17 protein-coding genes are annotated in these 17,568 nt (G+C 74.0%); 8 read left to right on the top strand and 9 right to left on the bottom strand.

Features of this window, described 5'->3' with window-relative positions:
• The first annotated feature begins 178 nt into the window (after positions 1-178).
• Positions 179-622 (top strand): YchJ family metal-binding protein, encoded by a 444-nt coding sequence (locus ACIP82_RS10680; RefSeq protein ID WP_363614384.1) that lies wholly within the window; start codon positions 179-181, stop codon positions 620-622.
• A 16-nt stretch (positions 623-638) separates the two neighbouring features.
• Here ACIP82_RS10680 and ACIP82_RS10675 read toward each other — a convergent pair whose 3' ends face one another.
• Both ACIP82_RS10675 and ACIP82_RS10670 read right to left on the bottom strand, forming a co-directional pair.
• On the bottom strand, positions 639-1,574 hold the full coding sequence (locus tag ACIP82_RS10675; RefSeq protein WP_400652837.1) for a polysaccharide deacetylase family protein: 936 nt from the start codon (positions 1,572-1,574) through the stop codon (positions 639-641).
• A 136-nt stretch (positions 1,575-1,710) separates the two neighbouring features.
• Complete coding sequence (locus ACIP82_RS10670; protein ID WP_400652835.1) at positions 1,711-1,935, bottom strand: hypothetical protein; 225 nt, start codon at positions 1,933-1,935, stop codon at positions 1,711-1,713.
• Here ACIP82_RS10670 and ACIP82_RS10665 point away from each other — a divergent pair.
• Positions 1,934-2,473, top strand: a complete 540-nt coding sequence (locus ACIP82_RS10665) for a GNAT family N-acetyltransferase (RefSeq protein ID WP_400652833.1) — start codon at positions 1,934-1,936, stop codon at positions 2,471-2,473. The two genes, ACIP82_RS10670 and ACIP82_RS10665, sit on opposite strands and share 2 nt — an antisense overlap.
• Positions 2,460-3,023, top strand: a complete 564-nt coding sequence (locus tag ACIP82_RS10660) for a 2'-5' RNA ligase family protein (protein ID WP_400652831.1) — start codon at positions 2,460-2,462, stop codon at positions 3,021-3,023. The genes ACIP82_RS10665 and ACIP82_RS10660 overlap by 14 nt, the downstream gene beginning before the upstream one ends.
• A gap of 25 nt (positions 3,024-3,048) precedes the next feature.
• Here ACIP82_RS10660 and ACIP82_RS10655 read toward each other — a convergent pair whose 3' ends face one another.
• A complete protein-coding gene (locus ACIP82_RS10655) occupies positions 3,049-3,957 on the bottom strand; it encodes a carbohydrate kinase (protein ID WP_400652829.1) in 909 nt (302 codons plus the stop codon).
• Between the two features lie 260 nt (positions 3,958-4,217).
• On the opposite strand from ACIP82_RS10655, the gene ACIP82_RS10650 reads away from it, so the two are divergent.
• From ACIP82_RS10650 to ACIP82_RS10640, 3 genes are all read left to right on the top strand, one after another.
• Positions 4,218-5,798 (top strand): M1 family metallopeptidase, encoded by a 1,581-nt coding sequence (locus ACIP82_RS10650; protein ID WP_400653043.1) that lies wholly within the window; start codon positions 4,218-4,220, stop codon positions 5,796-5,798.
• Positions 5,799-6,117: 319 nt separating this feature from the next.
• Positions 6,118-6,639, top strand: coding sequence for a SigE family RNA polymerase sigma factor (locus ACIP82_RS10645; protein WP_363614394.1), 522 nt, complete (start codon positions 6,118-6,120; stop codon positions 6,637-6,639).
• On the top strand, positions 6,626-7,561 hold the full coding sequence (locus tag ACIP82_RS10640) for a hypothetical protein (RefSeq protein WP_400652827.1): 936 nt from the start codon (positions 6,626-6,628) through the stop codon (positions 7,559-7,561). The genes ACIP82_RS10645 and ACIP82_RS10640 overlap by 14 nt, the downstream gene beginning before the upstream one ends.
• A gap of 249 nt (positions 7,562-7,810) precedes the next feature.
• Here the strand turns inward: ACIP82_RS10640 and ACIP82_RS10635 are convergent, their stop codons facing one another.
• Together ACIP82_RS10635 and ACIP82_RS10630 are read right to left on the bottom strand one after the other, a co-directional pair.
• Positions 7,811-9,073, bottom strand: a complete 1,263-nt coding sequence (locus ACIP82_RS10635) for a hypothetical protein (RefSeq protein WP_400652825.1) — start codon at positions 9,071-9,073, stop codon at positions 7,811-7,813.
• Positions 9,074-9,273: 200 nt separating this feature from the next.
• The gene (locus ACIP82_RS10630; RefSeq protein WP_363614399.1) at positions 9,274-10,374 is read right to left on the bottom strand and encodes a chemotaxis protein; all 1,101 of its coding nucleotides are present in this window, start codon (positions 10,372-10,374) and stop codon (positions 9,274-9,276) included.
• Positions 10,375-10,589: 215 nt separating this feature from the next.
• On the opposite strand from ACIP82_RS10630, the gene ACIP82_RS10625 reads away from it, so the two are divergent.
• Entirely contained in the window at positions 10,590-10,844 is a 255-nt protein-coding gene (locus ACIP82_RS10625; protein WP_363614401.1) for a hypothetical protein, read from the top strand.
• A gap of 34 nt (positions 10,845-10,878) precedes the next feature.
• Here ACIP82_RS10625 and ACIP82_RS10620 read toward each other — a convergent pair whose 3' ends face one another.
• The 4 genes from ACIP82_RS10620 to ACIP82_RS10605 form a co-directional block, all read right to left on the bottom strand.
• A complete protein-coding gene (locus tag ACIP82_RS10620; RefSeq protein ID WP_400652822.1) occupies positions 10,879-12,414 on the bottom strand; it encodes a sigma-70 family RNA polymerase sigma factor in 1,536 nt (511 codons plus the stop codon).
• Between the two features lie 150 nt (positions 12,415-12,564).
• Entirely contained in the window at positions 12,565-13,560 is a 996-nt protein-coding gene (locus ACIP82_RS10615; protein WP_400652820.1) for a CAP domain-containing protein, read from the bottom strand.
• A 430-nt stretch (positions 13,561-13,990) separates the two neighbouring features.
• The gene (locus ACIP82_RS10610; RefSeq protein ID WP_400652818.1) at positions 13,991-14,701 is read right to left on the bottom strand and encodes a hypothetical protein; all 711 of its coding nucleotides are present in this window, start codon (positions 14,699-14,701) and stop codon (positions 13,991-13,993) included.
• A 461-nt stretch (positions 14,702-15,162) separates the two neighbouring features.
• Positions 15,163-15,897, bottom strand: coding sequence for a hypothetical protein (locus ACIP82_RS10605; RefSeq protein WP_400652816.1), 735 nt, complete (start codon positions 15,895-15,897; stop codon positions 15,163-15,165).
• 606 nt (positions 15,898-16,503) lie between these two features.
• On the opposite strand from ACIP82_RS10605, the gene ACIP82_RS10600 reads away from it, so the two are divergent.
• The gene (locus ACIP82_RS10600; protein ID WP_400652815.1) at positions 16,504-17,523 is read left to right on the top strand and encodes a DUF4158 domain-containing protein; all 1,020 of its coding nucleotides are present in this window, start codon (positions 16,504-16,506) and stop codon (positions 17,521-17,523) included.
• Positions 17,524-17,568: the final 45 nt, after the last annotated feature.

Here is a 17,568-nt window from a genome sequence, read left to right as displayed (position 1 = left end):
CGACGAGGGCCTGGCCGTCGAGGCCGCCTGGTTCGCGGCGACCGTCCCGTCCGGCGGCCTCGCGGACCGCCTGCGGCGCTTCCTCGACCGGGCCCGCTGACCGCCGGAACGGGGCGGGGAGCGGGGCGTGAGCGGGCCAGGGCGCGGGGCACTCCGGCGAGGGGCGAGAATGGACGCCATGTCCCGACGCCGCTCCGCCGCCCGCGCCACGCCCCGAGCCACCGCCCCCCGGCTGCTGCCCTCCTCGCCCTGCCCGTGCGGGCTGCCCGCCGCCTACGCCGAGTGCTGCGGCCGGCTGCACCGGGGCCAGGCCGCGGCCGCCACCGCCGAGGCCCTGATGCGCTCCCGGTTCAGCGCCTTCGCCGCCCAGGACGAGGCGTACCTGCTGCGCAGCTGGCACCCCGACACCCGGCCCGCCACCGTCGACTTCGACCCCGCGCTGCGCTGGGTCCGGCTGGAGGTGCTCTCCAGCACCGACGGCGGCCCCTTCCACAGCGAGGGCACGGTCGCCTTCCGCGCCCACTACACCGAGGGCCGCGAGGAGGGCGTCCTCACCGAGCACAGCCGCTTCGTCCGCCACGAGGGCGCCTGGGTCTACCTCGACGCCCTCTCGCTCCAGTGACGCCCCGCCGACGGGCCTACAGGTAGTCGTCCAGGCGGGCGAGCGCGAAACCCTGCGCGGTGACGTCGTTCACGACCTTGCGGAGCAGGTCGGGCATGGTGCCGCGCCAGAGGTCGGTGCCCCGGAAATGGGTGAGGATGATGTCGCCCGGGTGCAGGCGCTGGTCGGCGTAGCGGTACTCCATGCGGTCGGGGAAGGCCTCCTCGTTCCAGAGCGGCACCGCCTCGATGCCGCAGGAGGCGGCGGCGCGCAGCGTGTCGTCGTTGTACTCGCCGTACGGCGGCCGGAACAGCCGGGGGCGGGCGCCGATCTGCTGCTCCAGCTGGTCCTGCTGGCGGCAGATCTCGTCGTGCTGCACGTCGTAGCCGAGCACCTTGAGGTTGCGGTGGTTGATGGTGTGGTTGTTGACGGCGGCGCCCTGGGCGGCGAGGTTGCGGAAGTAGCCGTAGTCGGAGCGGGCCAGGTAGTCGGCGACGAAGGTGCTGAGCGGGATCCCCAGTTCCTTCGCCATCCGGGAGAAGGCGGGATCCTTCTCGGCGCCGTCGTCGACGGTCAGGAAGACGATCTTCTCGTCGGTCGGGACGCGGTAGACCACCGGTGGCCGCCCGTCGCTGAGCTTCACGCCCTGGGCCGGCCGCAGTTCCGGCCTGCTCGCCGGACGCTGCGGCGCGGGCAGCGGCACCCGCTCCAGACCCCAGCGGTGGACGGCCTCCAGCCTGGCCCGGACGGCGGCCTCCCGGCGGGCGAGCGCCTCACCGCCGCGCTCCTCCTCCTGCCGGGCCAGGCCCGGCATCCCCAGCGGCGCGGCCGGGGGCCGGGGCCCGCCACGGTCGGCCGCCTCGCTCTCGTCCGCTGCGGCGGCGGTGCTCGCGGCGGTACGGGAGGGCCGCCCGCCCTGCCCGGACGGTGCGGCGCAGCCCGCCATCACGGCCGTCAGGCAGACGGCCGCCACCAGACCGGCCCCGGCCCGGCGGCCTGCTCGGTGACGGCCCTTCGATCCCCCATTAATCTGATTATCTGCCATTTTGTCCATGCAGCACTGCTCCCCCGTGCCACCCCTCGGCCAACCCCCTCGTCACCCCCGCGGGCTAAGCACGGGAGCCGCCCCGCAGACCCTCCGCCCACGCGGCCAGCACGGCGAAGTCCGCGTCCACCAGCCCCCGTCCGGGGTGCACCCGGTGCAGCAGCGCGGGCCCCGCGTGGTGCGCCCGGGATCCGGGCTCGGGTTCACGCTCGGCAGCCTGGGGCGCACCCTCGTCGGCCTGGGAAAACGGTTCGCGGGCGGGGTGGGCCGCCACCGATAATGCGCGCATGACGAACAGTGCGCCGCGTACCACCGATCCCTGGGCCGTCGCCCGGGCCGATGTCGGCTCCGAGGAGGCGCTGGCGCTGCTGCGCGAGTACTACACCGATGTCGCCAACCGGTACTACCGGTTGCACCTCGGCCGCGAGGGCACGCCCGAGGAGATCGAGGCCGGCCTGGCCGGCTCGCCGAGTGACGACCTCGCCGGGCCCACCGGGCTCTTCCTGCTCGGCCGCTACCGCGGCGAGGCCCAGTCCTGTGCCGGTCTGCGGGTGCGGGACGCCCGCACGGTCGAGCTGACCAGGGTCTTCGTCCGGCCCGGTCTGCGCGGCACCGGCGGCGGCGCCCGGCTGCTGGCCGCCGTGGACGAGGCCGCCCGCGCGCTCGGCGCCGAGCGGATCGTGCTGGACACCCGGCTCGACCTGGTCGAGGCCCGCGCGCTCTACTCGCGACACGGATACCGCGAGATCCCGGCGTACAGCAGCGGGCCGTACGCCCAGGTCTGGTACGGCAAGGACATCACGGCGCCCGCCCATGCAGACCGTTGAGCTGGTCTGCGACGCCTCCTTCGACCGCGCCGTACGCGCGGTCTGGCAGACGCTCGCCGACGGCGGCGTGGACAGCCTCGCCCACAACACCCACCCCGACCACCGCCCGCACCTCACCCTGGCCTCCTGCGCCCGGATGCCGGCCGACGCCCCGGCGCGGCTCGACGAACTCCTCGCCGACGCACTGCCGTTGACCGTCCGGCTGACCGGCCTGCTCTCCTTCGCCGCACGCAGCAGGCGCCGGGTGCTCTCCTGGTCGGTCGTGCCCACCGTGGACCTGATCCTGCTCCACCACCGGGTCTGGCAGATCCTCGCCGACGCCGAGGAACCCGACCCGCACTACGTCCCCGGCCGCTGGTCCCCGCACCTCGGTCTCACCCGCCGGCTCACGCCGGACGCCCTGACCCGGGCCCACGCCCTCCTCGGCCGCCACCCCGACCTCACCGGCGTCCTCACCGCCGCCCGCAGTTTCGACTCCGAGGCGCAGCAGTCCCGTTGGCTGGGCGCACCGGAGCCGCGAACGGCACCGGCGGCACCGGCGGACCAGTAGGCGCCCGGCTCAGCCGACGCCCGGCTCAGCCGACGCCCGGCGCACAGGCGCGCAGAGCGGCGCGCAGTTCGCCGGCGTCGGGCGGGTTGGCGCCGGCCCGGGCGACGGTGAGGGCGGCGGCCGTGACCGCCTCGACGAGCGCCTCGGCGAGGGCGGCACCGGAGTGGCGGGCGCGCAACAGGGCGGCCATGAAGGCGTCACCGGCGCCCACCGTGTCGGCGACCGTCACGGGTACCGCGGCCGCCTCCACCCGCCGCCCGTCCGCGGTGAGGGCGAAGGCGCCGTCACCGCCCCGGGTGACGGCGACCACGGCCGGGCCGAGGCCGAGCCAGCGCCGGGCCACCTGCTCCGGGTCCTGCCCCGGGTAGAGCCAGGCCAGGTCCTCGTCGCTGGCCTTGACCAGGTCACTGAGCGCCACGCAGCGTTCGACCCGCCGGACGGCCTGCTCCCGTTCGCCCATCAGCGCGGGCCGCACATTCGGGTCGTAGCTGACGGTGGCCCGGGAGCGGAGGCGTTCCACCAGGGCGAGCACGGCCGACGCCCCGGGTTCTCCGACGGCCGCGATGGACCCGATGTGCAAGTGGCCCGGCGTGTACGGGAGATCGCGCGGCGTCAGCGTCCAGCCGATGTCGAAGGTGTAGCGCGCCCGGCCCTGCTCGTCCAGCTCGACCACCGCGGACGGCGTCCGGGCACCCTCCTCGGCGTCCGCGAGGACGGTGACACCCGCGGACTCCAGGTGTGCCCGGATCAGCCGGCCGTTGGGGTCGGCGCCGAGCTGGGTGAGCAGCGCGGTCGGCAGCCCGAGCCGCGCCAGCCCGTACGCGACGTTGGCGGGGCTGCCGCCGGGGTGGACCCGGTCGGGCGCGCCGTCCGTACGGACGATGTCGGCGACGCACTCACCGATCACCAGGAAGCTCGGGGCGGGGCTGGTCAAGGCTGCTCCTGCCGGTCCGGAACGTCAGCGTGGGTTGCAGCCGCCCAGCCTACGGGCAGGCGGGCCCGGACATGAAGGACGGCCGCCGGACCTGGCCAGGTTCTCCGACGGCCGTGGCCCCGTCCGTCAGGGGGCGGAGCACTTCGAACGTTATGACAGTCCGCTGCCGACCGGCTACCGGACTGACCCGTTCGGGGGACGCCGCAGGCCTCGGAGGCGTCCCGGACCGCCCGGCCCCTCCACTACGATCCGTGTCCGTAATGTCACTCAACGGCGCCGGTCACCCAGGACCCGGCCCATGGCCCGAACAGCAGGACACGAAAGCGGTGGTCACCATCCCCAGGACCCGTTCCAGCCTCGCCGTCGCCCTCGCGCTCGCCTCGGCGGTGCTCTGCGCCACCGTGCCGTCCGCCGCGGCGGCGGACGGCCTCGGCGACCCGGTCTTCCCCGCGCTCGGCAACCCGGGCTACGACGCGCTCGCCTACGACCTCTCGTTCGACTACCGGCCCGACACCCGCACCGTGGACGGCCGCACCGTGCTCACCGCCCGCGCGCTCACCGCGCTGCCGGACCTGGAACTGGACGCGCTCGGGCTGGACGTCCGAAGCGTCCGGGTCGACGGCCGCCCCGCGGCGTTCCGCACGCACGACGAGAAGCTGACCGTCGTTCCGGCCAGGGCGGTGCCGCGGGGCGCCCTGCTGCGGGTGTCCGTCGACTACACGGCCGACCCGGGGGCCCGGCTGCCGCACACCGGCTGGGTGCCCACGCCCGACGGCTTCGCCGTCGCCGGACAGCCCGACAGCGCCCACACCGTCTTCCCCTGCAACGACCACCCGAGCGACAAGGCCCGCTTCACGATCAGTGTCACCGCGCCGGACGACGTGCTCGGCGTCGCCAACGGGCGGCTCGCCGCCACCGAACCGGCCGGCGACGGGCGGACCACCCGGCGGTACGTGTCGCGTGAGCCGATGGCGACGGAGCTGCTGCAGGTGGCGGTCGGCGACTACACCGTGCGCGAGCGTTCCGGCCCGCACGGGCTCCCGCTGCGGGACGTCGTCCCGACCGCCCGCGCCGCCGGTCTGGAGCCGGCCCTCGCGCTCACCCCCGCCCAGCTGGAGTGGGCCGAACAGCGTCTCGGACGCTTCCCGTTCGAGACGTACGGGCTGCTGCCCGTCAACAGCGACGACCCGGCCGCCTTCGGCTTCACCGGTCTGGAGACGCAGACCCTCACCCTCTACAAACCGGACTTCCTGCGCCGGCCCGAGCCCGCGATCGGCTCGCACATGATGCACGAGCTGATCCACTCGTGGTTCGGTGACAGCGTCTCGCCGCGCAGCTGGGCGGACCTCTGGCTGAACGAGGGCCACGCCGACTTCTACGGCCTGATGTACCGCTACGAGCGCGGCTGGCCGGACCCGGGCGGTTTCACCGCTCTGACGGACCGGATGCGCGACCTCTACGCCAGGGGCGACCAGTGGCGCCACGACTCCGGGCCGGTCGCCGCGCCGAACGCCGTGAACCTCTTCGACAGCCAGCGCTACACCGGCGGCGCGCTGGTGCTGTTCGCGCTGCGCGAGCGGGTCGGGGCGACCGCCTTCGACCGGATCGAGCGGGCCTTCCTCCAACGGCACCGGTACGCCACCGCCACCACCGCCGACTACCTGCGGACGGCCTCCGAGGTCTCCGGCGAGGACCTGACGGGCTTCCTCACCGACTGGCTCTACGGGCGGCGCACCCCGCCGATGCCGGGCCACCCGGACTGGACGGTGACACCGGTCGATCCGGCCGGACCCGCCGTCCGCGGGCCGGCGGGCACGCCGCGCGGCACCGGGACGCTCTGACCCGGCCGGGCCCGTCCGTCGTGGGCGGGTACGCCGTGCTGCCCCGGCGCGCCGGGGCGGTGCGCCAGGGCGCCGTCCACGCGCCCCTGTGCGGTGGGGACCGGCGGGCGCATCGTGGTGCCCACGGCCCGCCCGCCGCCCGGCCGAGTTCCGGCCGGCTCGCGGGCCGTCCAACACGTCCGGAAAAATGGCCGCCTTCGGCAGGCAACCCGTACGGACTCCCATCGCGTTCATGCAGCCGTGAGACGAACACCACGACCGCCGGCACGGCCGGCACTGCTGACAGGAACGACGGGAACACCATGGCGGGGGCGGCACGATGAGGGACGCGACACCGGACTTCGAGGAGTTCGTCGCCGCCCGCAGCCCACGCCTGCTGCGCATGGCCTGGCTGCTGACCGGCGATCCGCATCTGGCCGAGGATCTGCTGCAGACGGCGCTGGCCAAGGTCTGGCCCCGCTGGGAGAAGATCTCCATCGACCGGCCGGAGGCGTACGTGCGCCGGGTGCTGGTGAACTCGCACGTCTCCTGGTGGCGGCGGCGCTGGCACGGGGAGCTGCCGCACGGCGAACTGCCGGAGTCCCCGGTGCACACGGACCCGTTCGAGGACGTGGTGGTCGGCCAGGTGGTGGCCGCGGCCGTGCGGGCGCTGCCACCGCGCCAGCGGGCCGTGGTGGTGCTGCGGTACTTCGAGGACCTCAGCGTCGAGGACACGGCCGAGGCGCTGGGCTGCAATCCGGGGACGGTCAAGAGCCAGACCCATCGCGCCTTGCAGGCGCTGCGCGGCAAGCTGCCCTCCCGGGAACTGATGCTGGACGGGGGACGCCGTGACGGGATCTGATGGCACCCATCCGGAGTCCGGCCCCCTGGAGTTCGACCGCTCGGAGTTCGACCGCTCGGGCTTCGAGCGGCCCGGCTCCGGCCGCTCCGGCGGGTCTTCGGCCGCCGACACGGAGGAGGAGCAGGAGCTGCGGTACCTGCTGCGGCAGGCCGCTCCCCACCTCCCGCCTCCGGCCGACCTGCTGGACCGGGTCCTCGAACGCGCCGCCCGGACCCGTCGCCGCAGGCGGACCGCCGGGCTCGCGGCCGGGCTGACCACCGGTCTGGTCGCCGCCGCACTGGCCGCCGCCCCGGCCATCGCGCCCGCGCCGCCGGCCGGGGTCATCCGTCCGGCGGCCACGCCGCCGGCGCCGACCGCCGCCGCTTCCCCGACCGTCACCGCTTCGCCGGCCCCGACCTCCGCCGGGCCCGGCGGCGCCTTCGGATACCCCGTGCGGCCCGTCGGCTTCCCGGAGCTCGGCGGACTGGTCGTCTACATGCCGATCGGCTGGTCCACCCTGCTCATCCCGTCCGCCGACCCGCGCCGGAGCACCGGCTACCTGGCCTCCCAGCCGCTCACGGTGAGGCCGTCCTGCACGGCGAAGCAGAGCGCGTGCGCCACGGCACCGGCCGACGAACTGGGCGAAGACGGCGCGCTGATCGCCATCGGACTGATCGACGACCAGACCCTCGCCGCCAAGCTGTCCGGAACCAGCGAGCCGGCGGCCGAAGCCGGGCTCGACAAGGACTGCTTCGGCCTCGGCGGCACCCTCGCCCTCCTCGGCCACCGGACGGTCACCGAGGCCGACCAGGTGACGGTGGTCGAACTGAAGGCCTGTCTGAACAAGCCGTCCGAGCGGACCCTGCAGTCGGTGCAGCAGATCCTCAGCTCGGTCCGCGTCACCGGGAACGCCCCCGCCGCCCCGGGCAGCCGCCGCGGCTGACCCGCTCCCCCGCCACGCTCTTCACCGAGGCGGTACCGCCATGCCCCACCCCGTCATGCCCTCGCCGGGGCCGGTGCTGCCGCTCGTGAGCGGGGCGGTAAGGGGGCTCGGAGCCCGCCCGGCACGCCTCGGTGCCGACGGCGAACACCCGGTCGGGCAGCGGACGGGGGACGTCGGCGGCGAGGGTCACCCGGCGACTCCGGCGGACGACGTGTCAGGCGACGTGCCGGCCGACGGAGCGACCCCGGCTCAGGAAGCGGCGCCGGCCACGGCGGCGGCGATCCGGTCGTACAGGGCGGGGAGCTTGAAGTAGGCGCTGTGGCAGTACGGGAACGGCTGCCGACTGGTCACCTCGTGGTCGGTGACCCTGGCATCGCCGGGGAAGACCGGGGCGGCCCGGTAGCCGAGGAGGTCCGCGGGGTCGTAGACGTTCAGCCAGGCGGGGAAGCCGGGCGGCAGGGCGGCGCCGGGCTCAAGGCCGTTGAGCGCGCCGAGTTCGTGCAGGAAGGGGGCCTGCGAGCCGACGGTGACCAGCAGGCGCAGCCCCTCCGGTGCCTCCCGGCGGGCGGCCGCGAGGGCCAGCGAGTCCACCAGGGCGATGCCGCCGAGGCTGTGCCCGATGACAACGGTCGGGCCCGGGGCGGCGGCGATCCGCTCCGCCAGGTAGGCGCGCAGCGGGCCGCCGCGCGCCTGGTAGCGCAGGATGTCGCCGAGCGCGGGGGTGGCGCCGACGGTCAGGGCGCCGCGATGACGGTCCAGCAGCCGCTGGCCGCCGAGGCGCATCCCGAGCTTGCCGAGGACGCCCGCCGTCCGGCCGAGCGGTCCGCGGGCGGCGCCGCCGAGGCGGTCGGCGAGGAGTTCGACCAGCCGGTCGCGCTCCTCGGCGGTGCAGAGCGCCTCGGAGCCGGCGGCGGTGAGCAGTTCGGCCGTGAGCGCGCGGGCGGTGACGGCGGTGAGTTCGGCGGCCGCCGCCGGGTCGGCGGCCTGTTCGCAGGCCCCGGTGAACTCCTCGGCGGCGGCGAGCCGTTGGAGGGCGCCGGGGAGGTGCCGGGCCAGACCGGTGGCGGCCAGGACGGCGGTCAGCTGGTCGGCGGCGGCGGAAACGGCGTCGGCATCGACGGTGTCGGCGGCGAGCGCGGCCAGGTGCTCGCCGACGGCCTGCCCGGGCGTCCGAGTGCCGGGCGCGCCGAACCCGTCGTCCTCGCCGGGCGGTTCGGCCAGGACACGCAGCTCGCAGAGCGGATCGACGAACAGCAGCGTCCAGCCGCCGTCCGCCCGGCCGACCAGCCCCGCGGGCTCGACGGGCTCCGGCCGGCCGCCGCCGGACAGGCCGGCGAAGCCCGGGATCGAGGCGCCGCCCGCGCTCAGCGTCGCGCCGTACTCGTCCCCCCAGTAGCAGGGCTCCACCCCGGCGTCCGGGAACCGGGCACCCAGCTCGCGGGCGACCAGCTCGAACAGCGGGTCGTACCCCTCGCGCCGTACCCCGGTGCCGTGCACGAACAGGAATCGCATGCCGCCCCCACCCTCTCCGCGCCCCGATCCGTGCAGCACCCTAGCGTCGCCGCGCACGCCCGGCAGCCGGTCCACCGCAATCACCGACGGTCAGCGGCACCGGCGCCGGCCACACCGACCCCGGCCCCACGACGGCGGACATGCCGTCGGCCCCGGTCTGGCAAGGCCGGGGCCGAAGGGCGGGGCGGGCGGGGCGTCGGTCAGTACCGCAGGGCGGCGGCGATCCGGCCTCGGCCGGCGAGTTCGTCGGCGGGGACGAAGAGGACCTTGGCCCCCGTGTCCAGCGCCCGTTCGACGATCTCGTCGACCATGTCCTCGCGGACGTCGGGCTCGCCGGCGGGGGCGGGCACCAGGTGGTTGTCGGTCACCCTGACCGGCTCCCAGTAGTCCTCCTCGACCGCCACCACGGCGGCCCGGCCCTCGGCGACGCTCTGCCAGACCTCGTCGATCCCGGCGGCGAGTCCCTTGTCGCTCTGGGCCTGGTCGAGGCGCTTGTGCAGTTCGGCGACGGCCTTCTGCTCCTGCTGGGCGACGGTGGCCCGGACGGCCTCGGCGACGGCGGCGGGCTGGGCGTGGCCGAGGCCGCCCCTGGGCACCTGGGCGGCGGCGCGCTTGGCGGCGGCGCCCACCTCGTCCAGCAGGGCGAGCGCGGCGGCCTCGCCGAGCACGTACAGCGGGCGCGGGTCGGCCTCCAGCAGGGTGGCGAGCGCCGTGTCGGCCTCACGCAGGAACCGGCGGGTCTCCTCGTCGCGGAAGGTGCTGGGCACGTCGCCGATCCGCTCCTTCCGCTCCACGTCCCAGTCCGGCGGGACCTGGTCCAGCGGGAAGCCGTCCGCGGCGTGCTCGACCAGCCGCGGCCCGGCCCCGCTGAACAGGGCGACCCGGTCGGCGGCGACGGTCAGCACCCAGTACGGGGCGCCGGCCGTGTAGGCGGAGACCAGGTTGCGGGTCAGGAAGGTCTCGGAGAGCACCACGCGGGCGGGCACGGTGCGCGGCAGCGACCACACCTGGTGCTCACCGGGCGCTGCGAAGATCACCAGGCCGTCCTCGGCGTGCACCAGGTCGACCTCGGTCAGGGCCCGGTCCAACTGCTCGACCACGTCGATCCGGTCGGCCCGGGAGACCGCCTCGTCGGCGTGCAGCCGGTTCTTCGCCTCGGCGATCAGATTGCGCAGGCGCACCGGGTCCTGGGCGTTGTCCGGCTCGCTGCGGTGGGTGGGCAGCAGAACGGAGACGGCCGGGTAGCGCCGGGGGCGGCGCAGCTCGGCGAGGACGGCTGGCGTGAGCTCGGCTGCGTACATCAGGTGCCCTTCTTGTCGCGGTTGCCTCGACTTGGTCAGTCAATGTGCTGTTTTGTCGGGTTTAATCTCCGACCCTTCCCCATCCCACCGCCGTCCTGTGCTCCGCGCCACCGGAAAGGTGCCCGCGGGCCGCTCGCGCCGGGGTGGCCGGACAAGAACGAGTGGACTCCCGCCGGCACCCGTAACCCGGGTGGCGGAGCATCGTTGGGCGGGGCATGAAGAAGCGCAGCATGCTCGCCGTCGCCTCGCTCGCCGTGGGCGTCGTGGCCTCCCTGACCGCTCCCAGCGCACACGCCAGCGCGATCGGCGGCCAGGGGAATCTGACCGGCCCGCTCCAGCACGGCGGAGCGCTCGACGCGGTACCGGACGGCCTCCAGGGCCCGGTCGGGGACGCCGGCGGTGTGGTCGGCGAGGGGACGGGCTATGTGACCGGGCAGGCACCCGGTCTGATCCGGCTGATTCCCGCCTGACGCCGGCCCCCGCGCGGCAGGTCCGGCCGCACCCTCAGCCGAGCGCGGTACCGAGGTCCTGGGTCCAGTAGGGGCCACCGGGGCCGGTCGCGACGCCGACGCCGACGTCCTTGAAGCCGCAGTCCAGCATGTTGGACTGGTGAATTCCGCCGTCCATCCAGCGGGAGAAGACGGCGGCGGCCGATCCCGGTCCCCGGTCGAGGTTCTCGCCCCACTGGGACCAGCGGTAACCGGCGGCGGCGAGCCGCGCGTCCGCCCGCGCGCCGTCCGGGTTGACGTGGTCGAAGAAGGCGCGGGTCACCATGTCCTCGGCGTGCTTCTGGGCGGCCGCGTGCAGCTTGGGGTCGATCCGCAGCGGGCCGCAACCGGCCCTGGCGCGCTCGGCGTTGACCAGGTCGACGAGCTGGCGCTCCGGGCTCGGCGGGGCGGTCGGCCTGGCACTGACGGGCGTTGGCGTCGTCGGCGCGGGCTCGGGCGCCCGGGTGGGCAGCGGAGCGGCCGGGGCCGTCACCGGCTCGGCCGTCGTCGGCGGGGTCGGGGGCGTCGTCGTGGGCGGGGTCGGTATCGCCGCCACCGGTGTGTCCGGTGCGCCCGCCGGGGTGGTCGGTTCGGTCGCGGGCGACTCGGGGGCGGCGTGGTGCGGCCAGACCAGCGCGAGGGTCGCCACCGCCAGCACCGCGGCCGCGCCGCCCGCGACAGCCGCCCTCCGCCGGGTGGGACCGCCCCGGCCACCGGGCCCCCCGCTCGGGTCGGCCAGGCCCGCGGCCGCGGTGGGCTGCACCGGAAGGGCGGTCGGCGAACCCGACGGGAGGGGCACCAGGACCAGGCCGGCCAGCAGCCCCTCGGCCGGGAAGAGGTCGCGCCCCAGCCGGTCGCAGGCGGGGCAGGCCCGGATGTGCCGGACGATGCGCTTGCGCCACACCGAACCCGGGACGCCGTCCCAGCCCGCGGTGAGGTCGGCCAGCTCCGGGCAGCGCGGGTAGGCGGTGAGCGCCCGGACCACCAGGCGCCCCGCCTCCAGCTGCTTCTTCATCCGCTGGATCCGGACGGCCGTGTGCTGCGGCGTCAGGTCGAGCGCCTCGGTGAGTTCGGCGCGGGTGAGTTCGCCGCAGGCCTCCAGCCACCACAGGGCGAGCAGTTCGCGGTCGTCCGGGTCCAGCCATCGGGTGGCTTCGGCGACCTCCCTGCGCTGGCCGGACAGGCCCAGGCGCAGGATGGTGAGGTCGGTGAAGTCGCCTTCGGGGTCGGGCAGTTCCCAGGTCTCGTCAAGGCCGCCGACGGCCGTCTGCTGCTGGCTCGCGGACCGGCGGCGGACCTGGTTCATGGTGATCGCGACCAGCCAGGAACGGAAGGACTCCGGGTCGCGCAGCCCGTCCAGGCCGTCCAGCGCGCGGATCATGGTCTCCTGCGCGATGTCGTCGACGTCGGCGTGGCCGTTCAGCGCGCGCCCGGCGACGTTGTAGACCAACGGCAGCCAGGTGGCGACCAGCGCCTCCCGGGCCTGCGGGTCGCCCGCCTGGGCCGCGAGCACCAGGGTCGTCCCGGTCCTGTTCTGCACGTCAACGTTCATGGGTCCGCACTCCGTCTTGCCGTTCTTCCGTCCGCCGCTGCCTCCTCGGAGACCTCTGGGGAGTGATCAGATAACAACAATTTGCGCGGATTCGGAAAACGGGGACCCTCCACGGTGCACTGGAGCGGGCGCGCGCGTAAGGCCGGCCGGTCAGGACGGAGCCGCGAAGACCTGCGTCCACCAGGGGCCGCCGGAGCCGGTCCGCACGCCGACGCCGATCTGCTTGAACGCGCAGTTGAGGATGTTGGCGCGGTGGCCCGGGCTGTTCATCCAGGACTCCATCACGGCGGCCGGGTCCTTCTGACCGCGCGCTATGTTCTCGCCCCAGGTGCTCCAGCGGTAACCGGTCGCGTCTATCCGGTGGTCCGCGTGGTAGCCCTCGGGGCTGGCGTGGTCGAAGAAGTTACGCGCCGCCATGTCCTCGCTGTGCCCCTGCGCGGCCGCGGCCAGCCGGGGTTCGGCGGTGAGCGGACCGCAACCCTGCTGGGCGCGCTGGGCGTTGACCAGGTCCACCACCTGCTGGGCGAACTGCGCCGAGGTACCGCTCGCGGGCGCCCCGGCGTTCTTCGGGGCCGCGGACGTCGCCGCGGCGGAGGCGGCCCCGGTGGCCGCGGTGTCCGCGGTCGGCCTGGCGGTGGCGCCCGGGCCGGACTTGACGGGCGCGGACGGGGTCGGCACGGCCGGCGCGGCAGGGGTGGACGGCGGAGTCACGCCGGTAGGGGCCGCGGGGCCGGTGGTCGCGGGGCCGGTGGTCGCAGGGGACGCGGACGCGGCCTGCGCCGGGTCGGCGGCGGACGGGGAGCCGGCCGGGCCGGCGAGGAGAGCGGAGTCGACGCCGCCCGCGCCGGGCACCTGGACGCCGTCGTGGTTCCCCGCCTCCGCCGCGATCTGCGGGTCGAGCGCCACCGCCCGCCGGCCGTCCCGGTCGCCGTCCGCCCCGTCGTACGCCGCGTACCCGGCGCCGGCGAGCGCGGCGATCACCCCGGTACCGGCCACGGCGGCGATCACGGCCACCACCGGACCGACCCCGCTCCGCCGACGGGCCCGCCGCCCACGCCCCCGCCGCACGGCGGCGGCGCGCCGCTCGGCCCGGCCACCGGGGCGCCCGGCCGCCGGGAGAATCGTCGTCCTGTCTTCGCTGTTCACCTGAGCACGCTTCCTGTTCGGGTCGGCGGGTACGGGTGCCGACACCTGGGAGACCTCCCGGCGGCGCGCCGATAACAGAAAGTCCGAACGAATTTCCGATCCCCACCGCACGGGCCCGGCCGCCCGCGCGCGGCACAGCGGCGTCCGGGGCCATCGCGCGGGTGACGGGCGTGGGCCGGGCGGGGTGACCCGGGTGCCCGTGCTCCGGGCCCGGTGGCCGTCGTCCGCGGTGGTCCACGGAACCGGGGGTTGAGACTGGTGAGCTCGCTTGTTCAGGCGTCGTCTGTTCGCAGCCGAGTCCGAATGGAGCTCGCGCTGAGTGATCAACGCGAGCTCGGCGGACGTCGATCGCCATGGCTATCGCTGTCTGGCGCGGACAACGTGCGAAGGCGCCCAACCATGTCAGAAGGCACCAAGGAAGCCCTCGCTGTCAGGGGAAGTCCGGGCACTCCTCGGCAAAGCCCTGCGAAACGGGCTGCCACACGCCGTGGTCCTCACGCACGCTCAGTCGATCCGCTTCCTCCGCGGTCTCGATCAGCTGAGCGGTGGTCAAGGGGACGGCCGCCGTGAAGACCCGCCCGAGGTGGTGGCAGTGCAGCATCGGGCGGAGTTCCTCCGAGTACGGCTCATCAGCCACCGCGAAGAGATCGGACAGAGTCCAGCCCAGCGGACCGGCTACGGCACACAGCTGCTGCCGGCGGTGCGGACTCGGGTCCCAGCGCCACACCATCCCGTGCAGTGTGCTGAGGGACAGTCCCATGAACGGCAGTTCGCGGATGCCGAAGCCGCGATTGCGGATCAGCGCGCCGAGCACGGCGGCGAACCTGGTCTCGGCGGGACGGCGTCCCGGCCACGCCGGCTGCATGAATGGTTCTGGAGCGGCGACGCGGGGCAGTGAGCGGACGAATGCCTCCAGCGCGGCGAGCTGCGAGTGGTCGCAGTAACTGACGCGGTAGGCGAACTGCCTCATGACCCAGGCGTCGCGCTCCGGGGGAAGGAGTTTCGCCGGTACCGGCTGGCCTGCGACAACGAGAAGATCGGCGGCCGGTATGTCGAGTTCGGCGGCAAGTTCGGTGAGTCGCTGCGGGGCGGTGTCAGTTCCGCTTGCGGCGAGGCTGCTCAGGATGGTGGCCCGTTCCATGTGAGGAAGGTAGCGGGTGGGGCCGCCAGGACGGCCGGGGTCGCATGAGTTCGCGGCTGGGGCTCACTTCCGATGATCGCCCGGGGCGTATCGGCTCCAGGTTCCACGGGCTTCAATCACCAGGTGGGTGGTGGTTTTGTCGTAGTAGCCGAGGGCCCGGGCGACGACGGGAGCGGGTGGCGGATCGCTGAGGCTCGGCCGCGCTGGGCGGGAACGCCGATGGCTCGGAGCTGGTCGAGCAGACTGGTCCTGCTTGATCACATGAGGCGACAGGGTGAGTCGGGGCATGGTGTCGTTGTCCATGCACCAGCGCAGGAAGGGCTGGGCCGGGCGCCGGGTGGCGTACTGGTCTGCGTGCGCGTGCCAGGCGTCCGAGCCTGGCCACGCGCTATGACAAGCGCGCCTACGTCTTCCACGGCGCGGTCACCGTCGCGTCGATCCGTCTTCGGCTCAGATCGTGATCAGCCGGCTTCTGGAGCGTCGGCCCGCTGTGTCGACTCGGCAGCAACCTGACGCAGCAGCACCGTTGGCGATGCCATGACGGCGTACCAAGTGTTCGCGCTCTCGTCCGTGACCGGAGCCCAGGCAGCGATCACCGGCAGTTCACAGTGGTCACCGGCCTCCAGCGGGGGCAGCGTCCAGGACATGCCGTTGTGGCCGAAGTCCACGCCCCACGTGCTGAACGAGTGGTTGTACACCTCGTCGATCAGCGCCGCCCATCGTCGGGGCACCTCGCCCGCGTCGGCCGCCCAGCAGATCGCCTCCGCGTCGTCACCCCCGACGGTGAGCCGGGTCTTCTCGTCCTCCACCGTGATCGCGGCCAGTGCCTGCCCCCCGTCGTACCCCGCGTCGGCACCCTCCGGAAGCCGCGCCGACAGCCCCGCCGAGAACTGCACACAGCCGAGCGGAGCAAAGGCGTCGATCCGCCAGACCGCCGCACGGCAGTCGGTCAGCGGCCCCCAGGTCTCGGGGTCGAGCTCGGGATCGTACGGGGTCAGCAGCAGCTCTACGCGGGCCGCGGGACGGACCCAGCGGGCGACCGTGCGGCCGCCCGGCAGCTCGAACAGCTCATCGGGCAGCAGCGGAAGGCCCGTGTTCCCAATGGCCGTGGTGAAGGTCAGCGGGCCGAATGGCGTGTCGATAGCCGACTGAACGGCGGCCCGCAGGCGGATGCGCGGGACGGTGGGAAGCAGCATCGCCCCAGGGTAGTGGGCCTTCCCACGGGTTGCGCCAGCCCTGGAGCATCGCTTCGAAGACCTGCTCGCCCGGCCGCAGCATCGGCAGGCCATCGACCAGGTGGAGGCGAGCAGACCCCGGTGCGAGGCCGTCCTCACCCATCGCCATCACTCTCCGTCGATCGCATTGGACGCGAGTTTTTCGCATCAGATGCGAGACGGCGGCGTTTCCCAGCTCAGTCGCCCGACGAGTGAAGGAGCCGCGCCAGGCCGGCGCAGTCGCCACCGTGATCCCAAGTACTGCCAACGCAACGTCCCTGGCAGGTCCGATTGTGCGACATCCCGTGAGTTCCCCTGAGCCCCCGCTGAGTCGCTGACCCCCTAGCCAGGGCGTCCTTCCTCCTTCGGGTGCTCTGCCGGCCTGTGACGTAACTTCGGGATTCCTGAAGCGTTCTCATCTCGTCCGACCGTTCCGCAGTCGGGCCGAAGGCGAGGAGGGGGCATGACCCAGATACGCCAGAAACCCGCCACGGGATGATCTTGCGTTGTTGAGGGCCTTGCCCCGTCACCCGTACAGCCCAGTGTCGTTGGCGGTGATGTTGGATTCCCTCAGGGGCGGGGTGGGCTGTGACCTCGATCGAGAGGACCGCGTATCCGCGGTTCAAGCGGCTGATCACCGCGCATGAGCTGCATCTGTTCTTCGCGCCGAGCCGTGACGAGGTCGAGTGGGTTGCCGGCCGGACCGACTGCGACGAGCACCTCCTGGCCCAGTTGCTCGCGCTGAAGTCGTACCAGCGCATGGGGTGCTTCCCGAAGCTGGATGAGATCCCGGAGACGGTGGTCGACTTCGTCCGCCGCGCGGTGGACCTGCCAGAGGGCACGGTGCCGAAGGCCGCGAACCGTACGGCGGAGCGGCAGCGAACCGCCGTACGTCAGCGGACGGGCTTGTCGTACGACAAGGCGAAGGCCCGGAAGATCGCCGAGGCGGTAATGCGGAGCGAGGCCGTGTCGAAGAACCGCCCGGCGGACCTGATCAACATCGCGCTGGAGAAGGTCGTGGAGGCCGGGCTGGAGCTGCCGGGCTTCACCACGCTGGACGCGCTCGCGGCGAAGGTCCGCACCGAGGTGAACGCCGCGATCTGCATGGGCGTCTACGACCAGCTCAGCGAGGCCCACCGGGAACAACTGCTGGCGCTGCTGTCGGAGAAGGACACTTCCGGCACCACGAAGTACAACAGGCTGAAGCAGTCAGCGAAGGCCCTGGAGCAGGAGATCAAGGCCCGGATGCCGGAGCGCTCCCTGCTCGGGATCATCTCCCGCACGGCGTACTGGGTGGAGTGGTGGCGTCGCTTCGGCCCCGCCTCGGGCAACGAGCCGAAGCTGAAAGACCCCTTCGGCCGGTACGTGATCACCACCTTCGTGAAGGGCACCGACATGGGCCCCTACGAGGCTGCCCGGCACACCCCCGGCGTGCGCGGGCACGAGCTGTCGCTGGCCGCGAACGAGCACGTCCGCCGCTTCGGCGAGTACTCCACCCATGAGCTCGGCCTCGTGCCCGAGGCGTACGACCCGCATCTGGACGTCGACTTCAGCCCGCTGCGCGGTGACGCCCCGCCCGCGCCGGACGGCTACGGTCAGGCGGCCTGATCACCCATGTCATGTCGCTACTCCAGCGGCCACGCGATGCACACG

The organism is Kitasatospora sp. NPDC088548 (genome assembly GCF_044753005.1).
Lineage (GTDB): Bacteria > Actinomycetota > Actinomycetes > Streptomycetales > Streptomycetaceae > Kitasatospora.
Note: the sequence above shows the minus strand (reverse complement) of the source record. Positions and strands in the feature narration are given on the sequence as shown.

Bases quoted from the DNA above. Each gene is read 5' to 3' on its own strand.
- ACIP82_RS10635 (WP_400652825.1), bottom strand. From the start codon at position 9,073: ATGCGATTCCTGTTCGTGCACGGCACCGGGGTACGGCGCGAGGGGTAC.
- ACIP82_RS10650 (WP_400653043.1), top strand. From the start codon at position 4,218: ATGTCACTCAACGGCGCCGGTCACCCAGGACCCGGCCCATGGCCCGAA.
- ACIP82_RS10665 (WP_400652833.1), top strand. From the start codon at position 1,934: ATGACGAACAGTGCGCCGCGTACCACCGATCCCTGGGCCGTCGCCCGG.
- ACIP82_RS10620 (WP_400652822.1), bottom strand. From the start codon at position 12,414: ATGAACGTTGACGTGCAGAACAGGACCGGGACGACCCTGGTGCTCGCG.
- ACIP82_RS10605 (WP_400652816.1), bottom strand. From the start codon at position 15,897: ATGCTGCTTCCCACCGTCCCGCGCATCCGCCTGCGGGCCGCCGTTCAG.
- ACIP82_RS10625 (WP_363614401.1), top strand. From the start codon at position 10,590: ATGAAGAAGCGCAGCATGCTCGCCGTCGCCTCGCTCGCCGTGGGCGTC.
- ACIP82_RS10680 (WP_363614384.1), top strand. From the start codon at position 179: ATGTCCCGACGCCGCTCCGCCGCCCGCGCCACGCCCCGAGCCACCGCC.
- ACIP82_RS10660 (WP_400652831.1), top strand. From the start codon at position 2,460: ATGCAGACCGTTGAGCTGGTCTGCGACGCCTCCTTCGACCGCGCCGTA.
- ACIP82_RS10670 (WP_400652835.1), bottom strand. From the start codon at position 1,935: ATGCGCGCATTATCGGTGGCGGCCCACCCCGCCCGCGAACCGTTTTCC.
- ACIP82_RS10610 (WP_400652818.1), bottom strand. From the start codon at position 14,701: ATGGAACGGGCCACCATCCTGAGCAGCCTCGCCGCAAGCGGAACTGAC.
- ACIP82_RS10630 (WP_363614399.1), bottom strand. From the start codon at position 10,374: ATGTACGCAGCCGAGCTCACGCCAGCCGTCCTCGCCGAGCTGCGCCGC.
- ACIP82_RS10645 (WP_363614394.1), top strand. From the start codon at position 6,118: ATGAGGGACGCGACACCGGACTTCGAGGAGTTCGTCGCCGCCCGCAGC.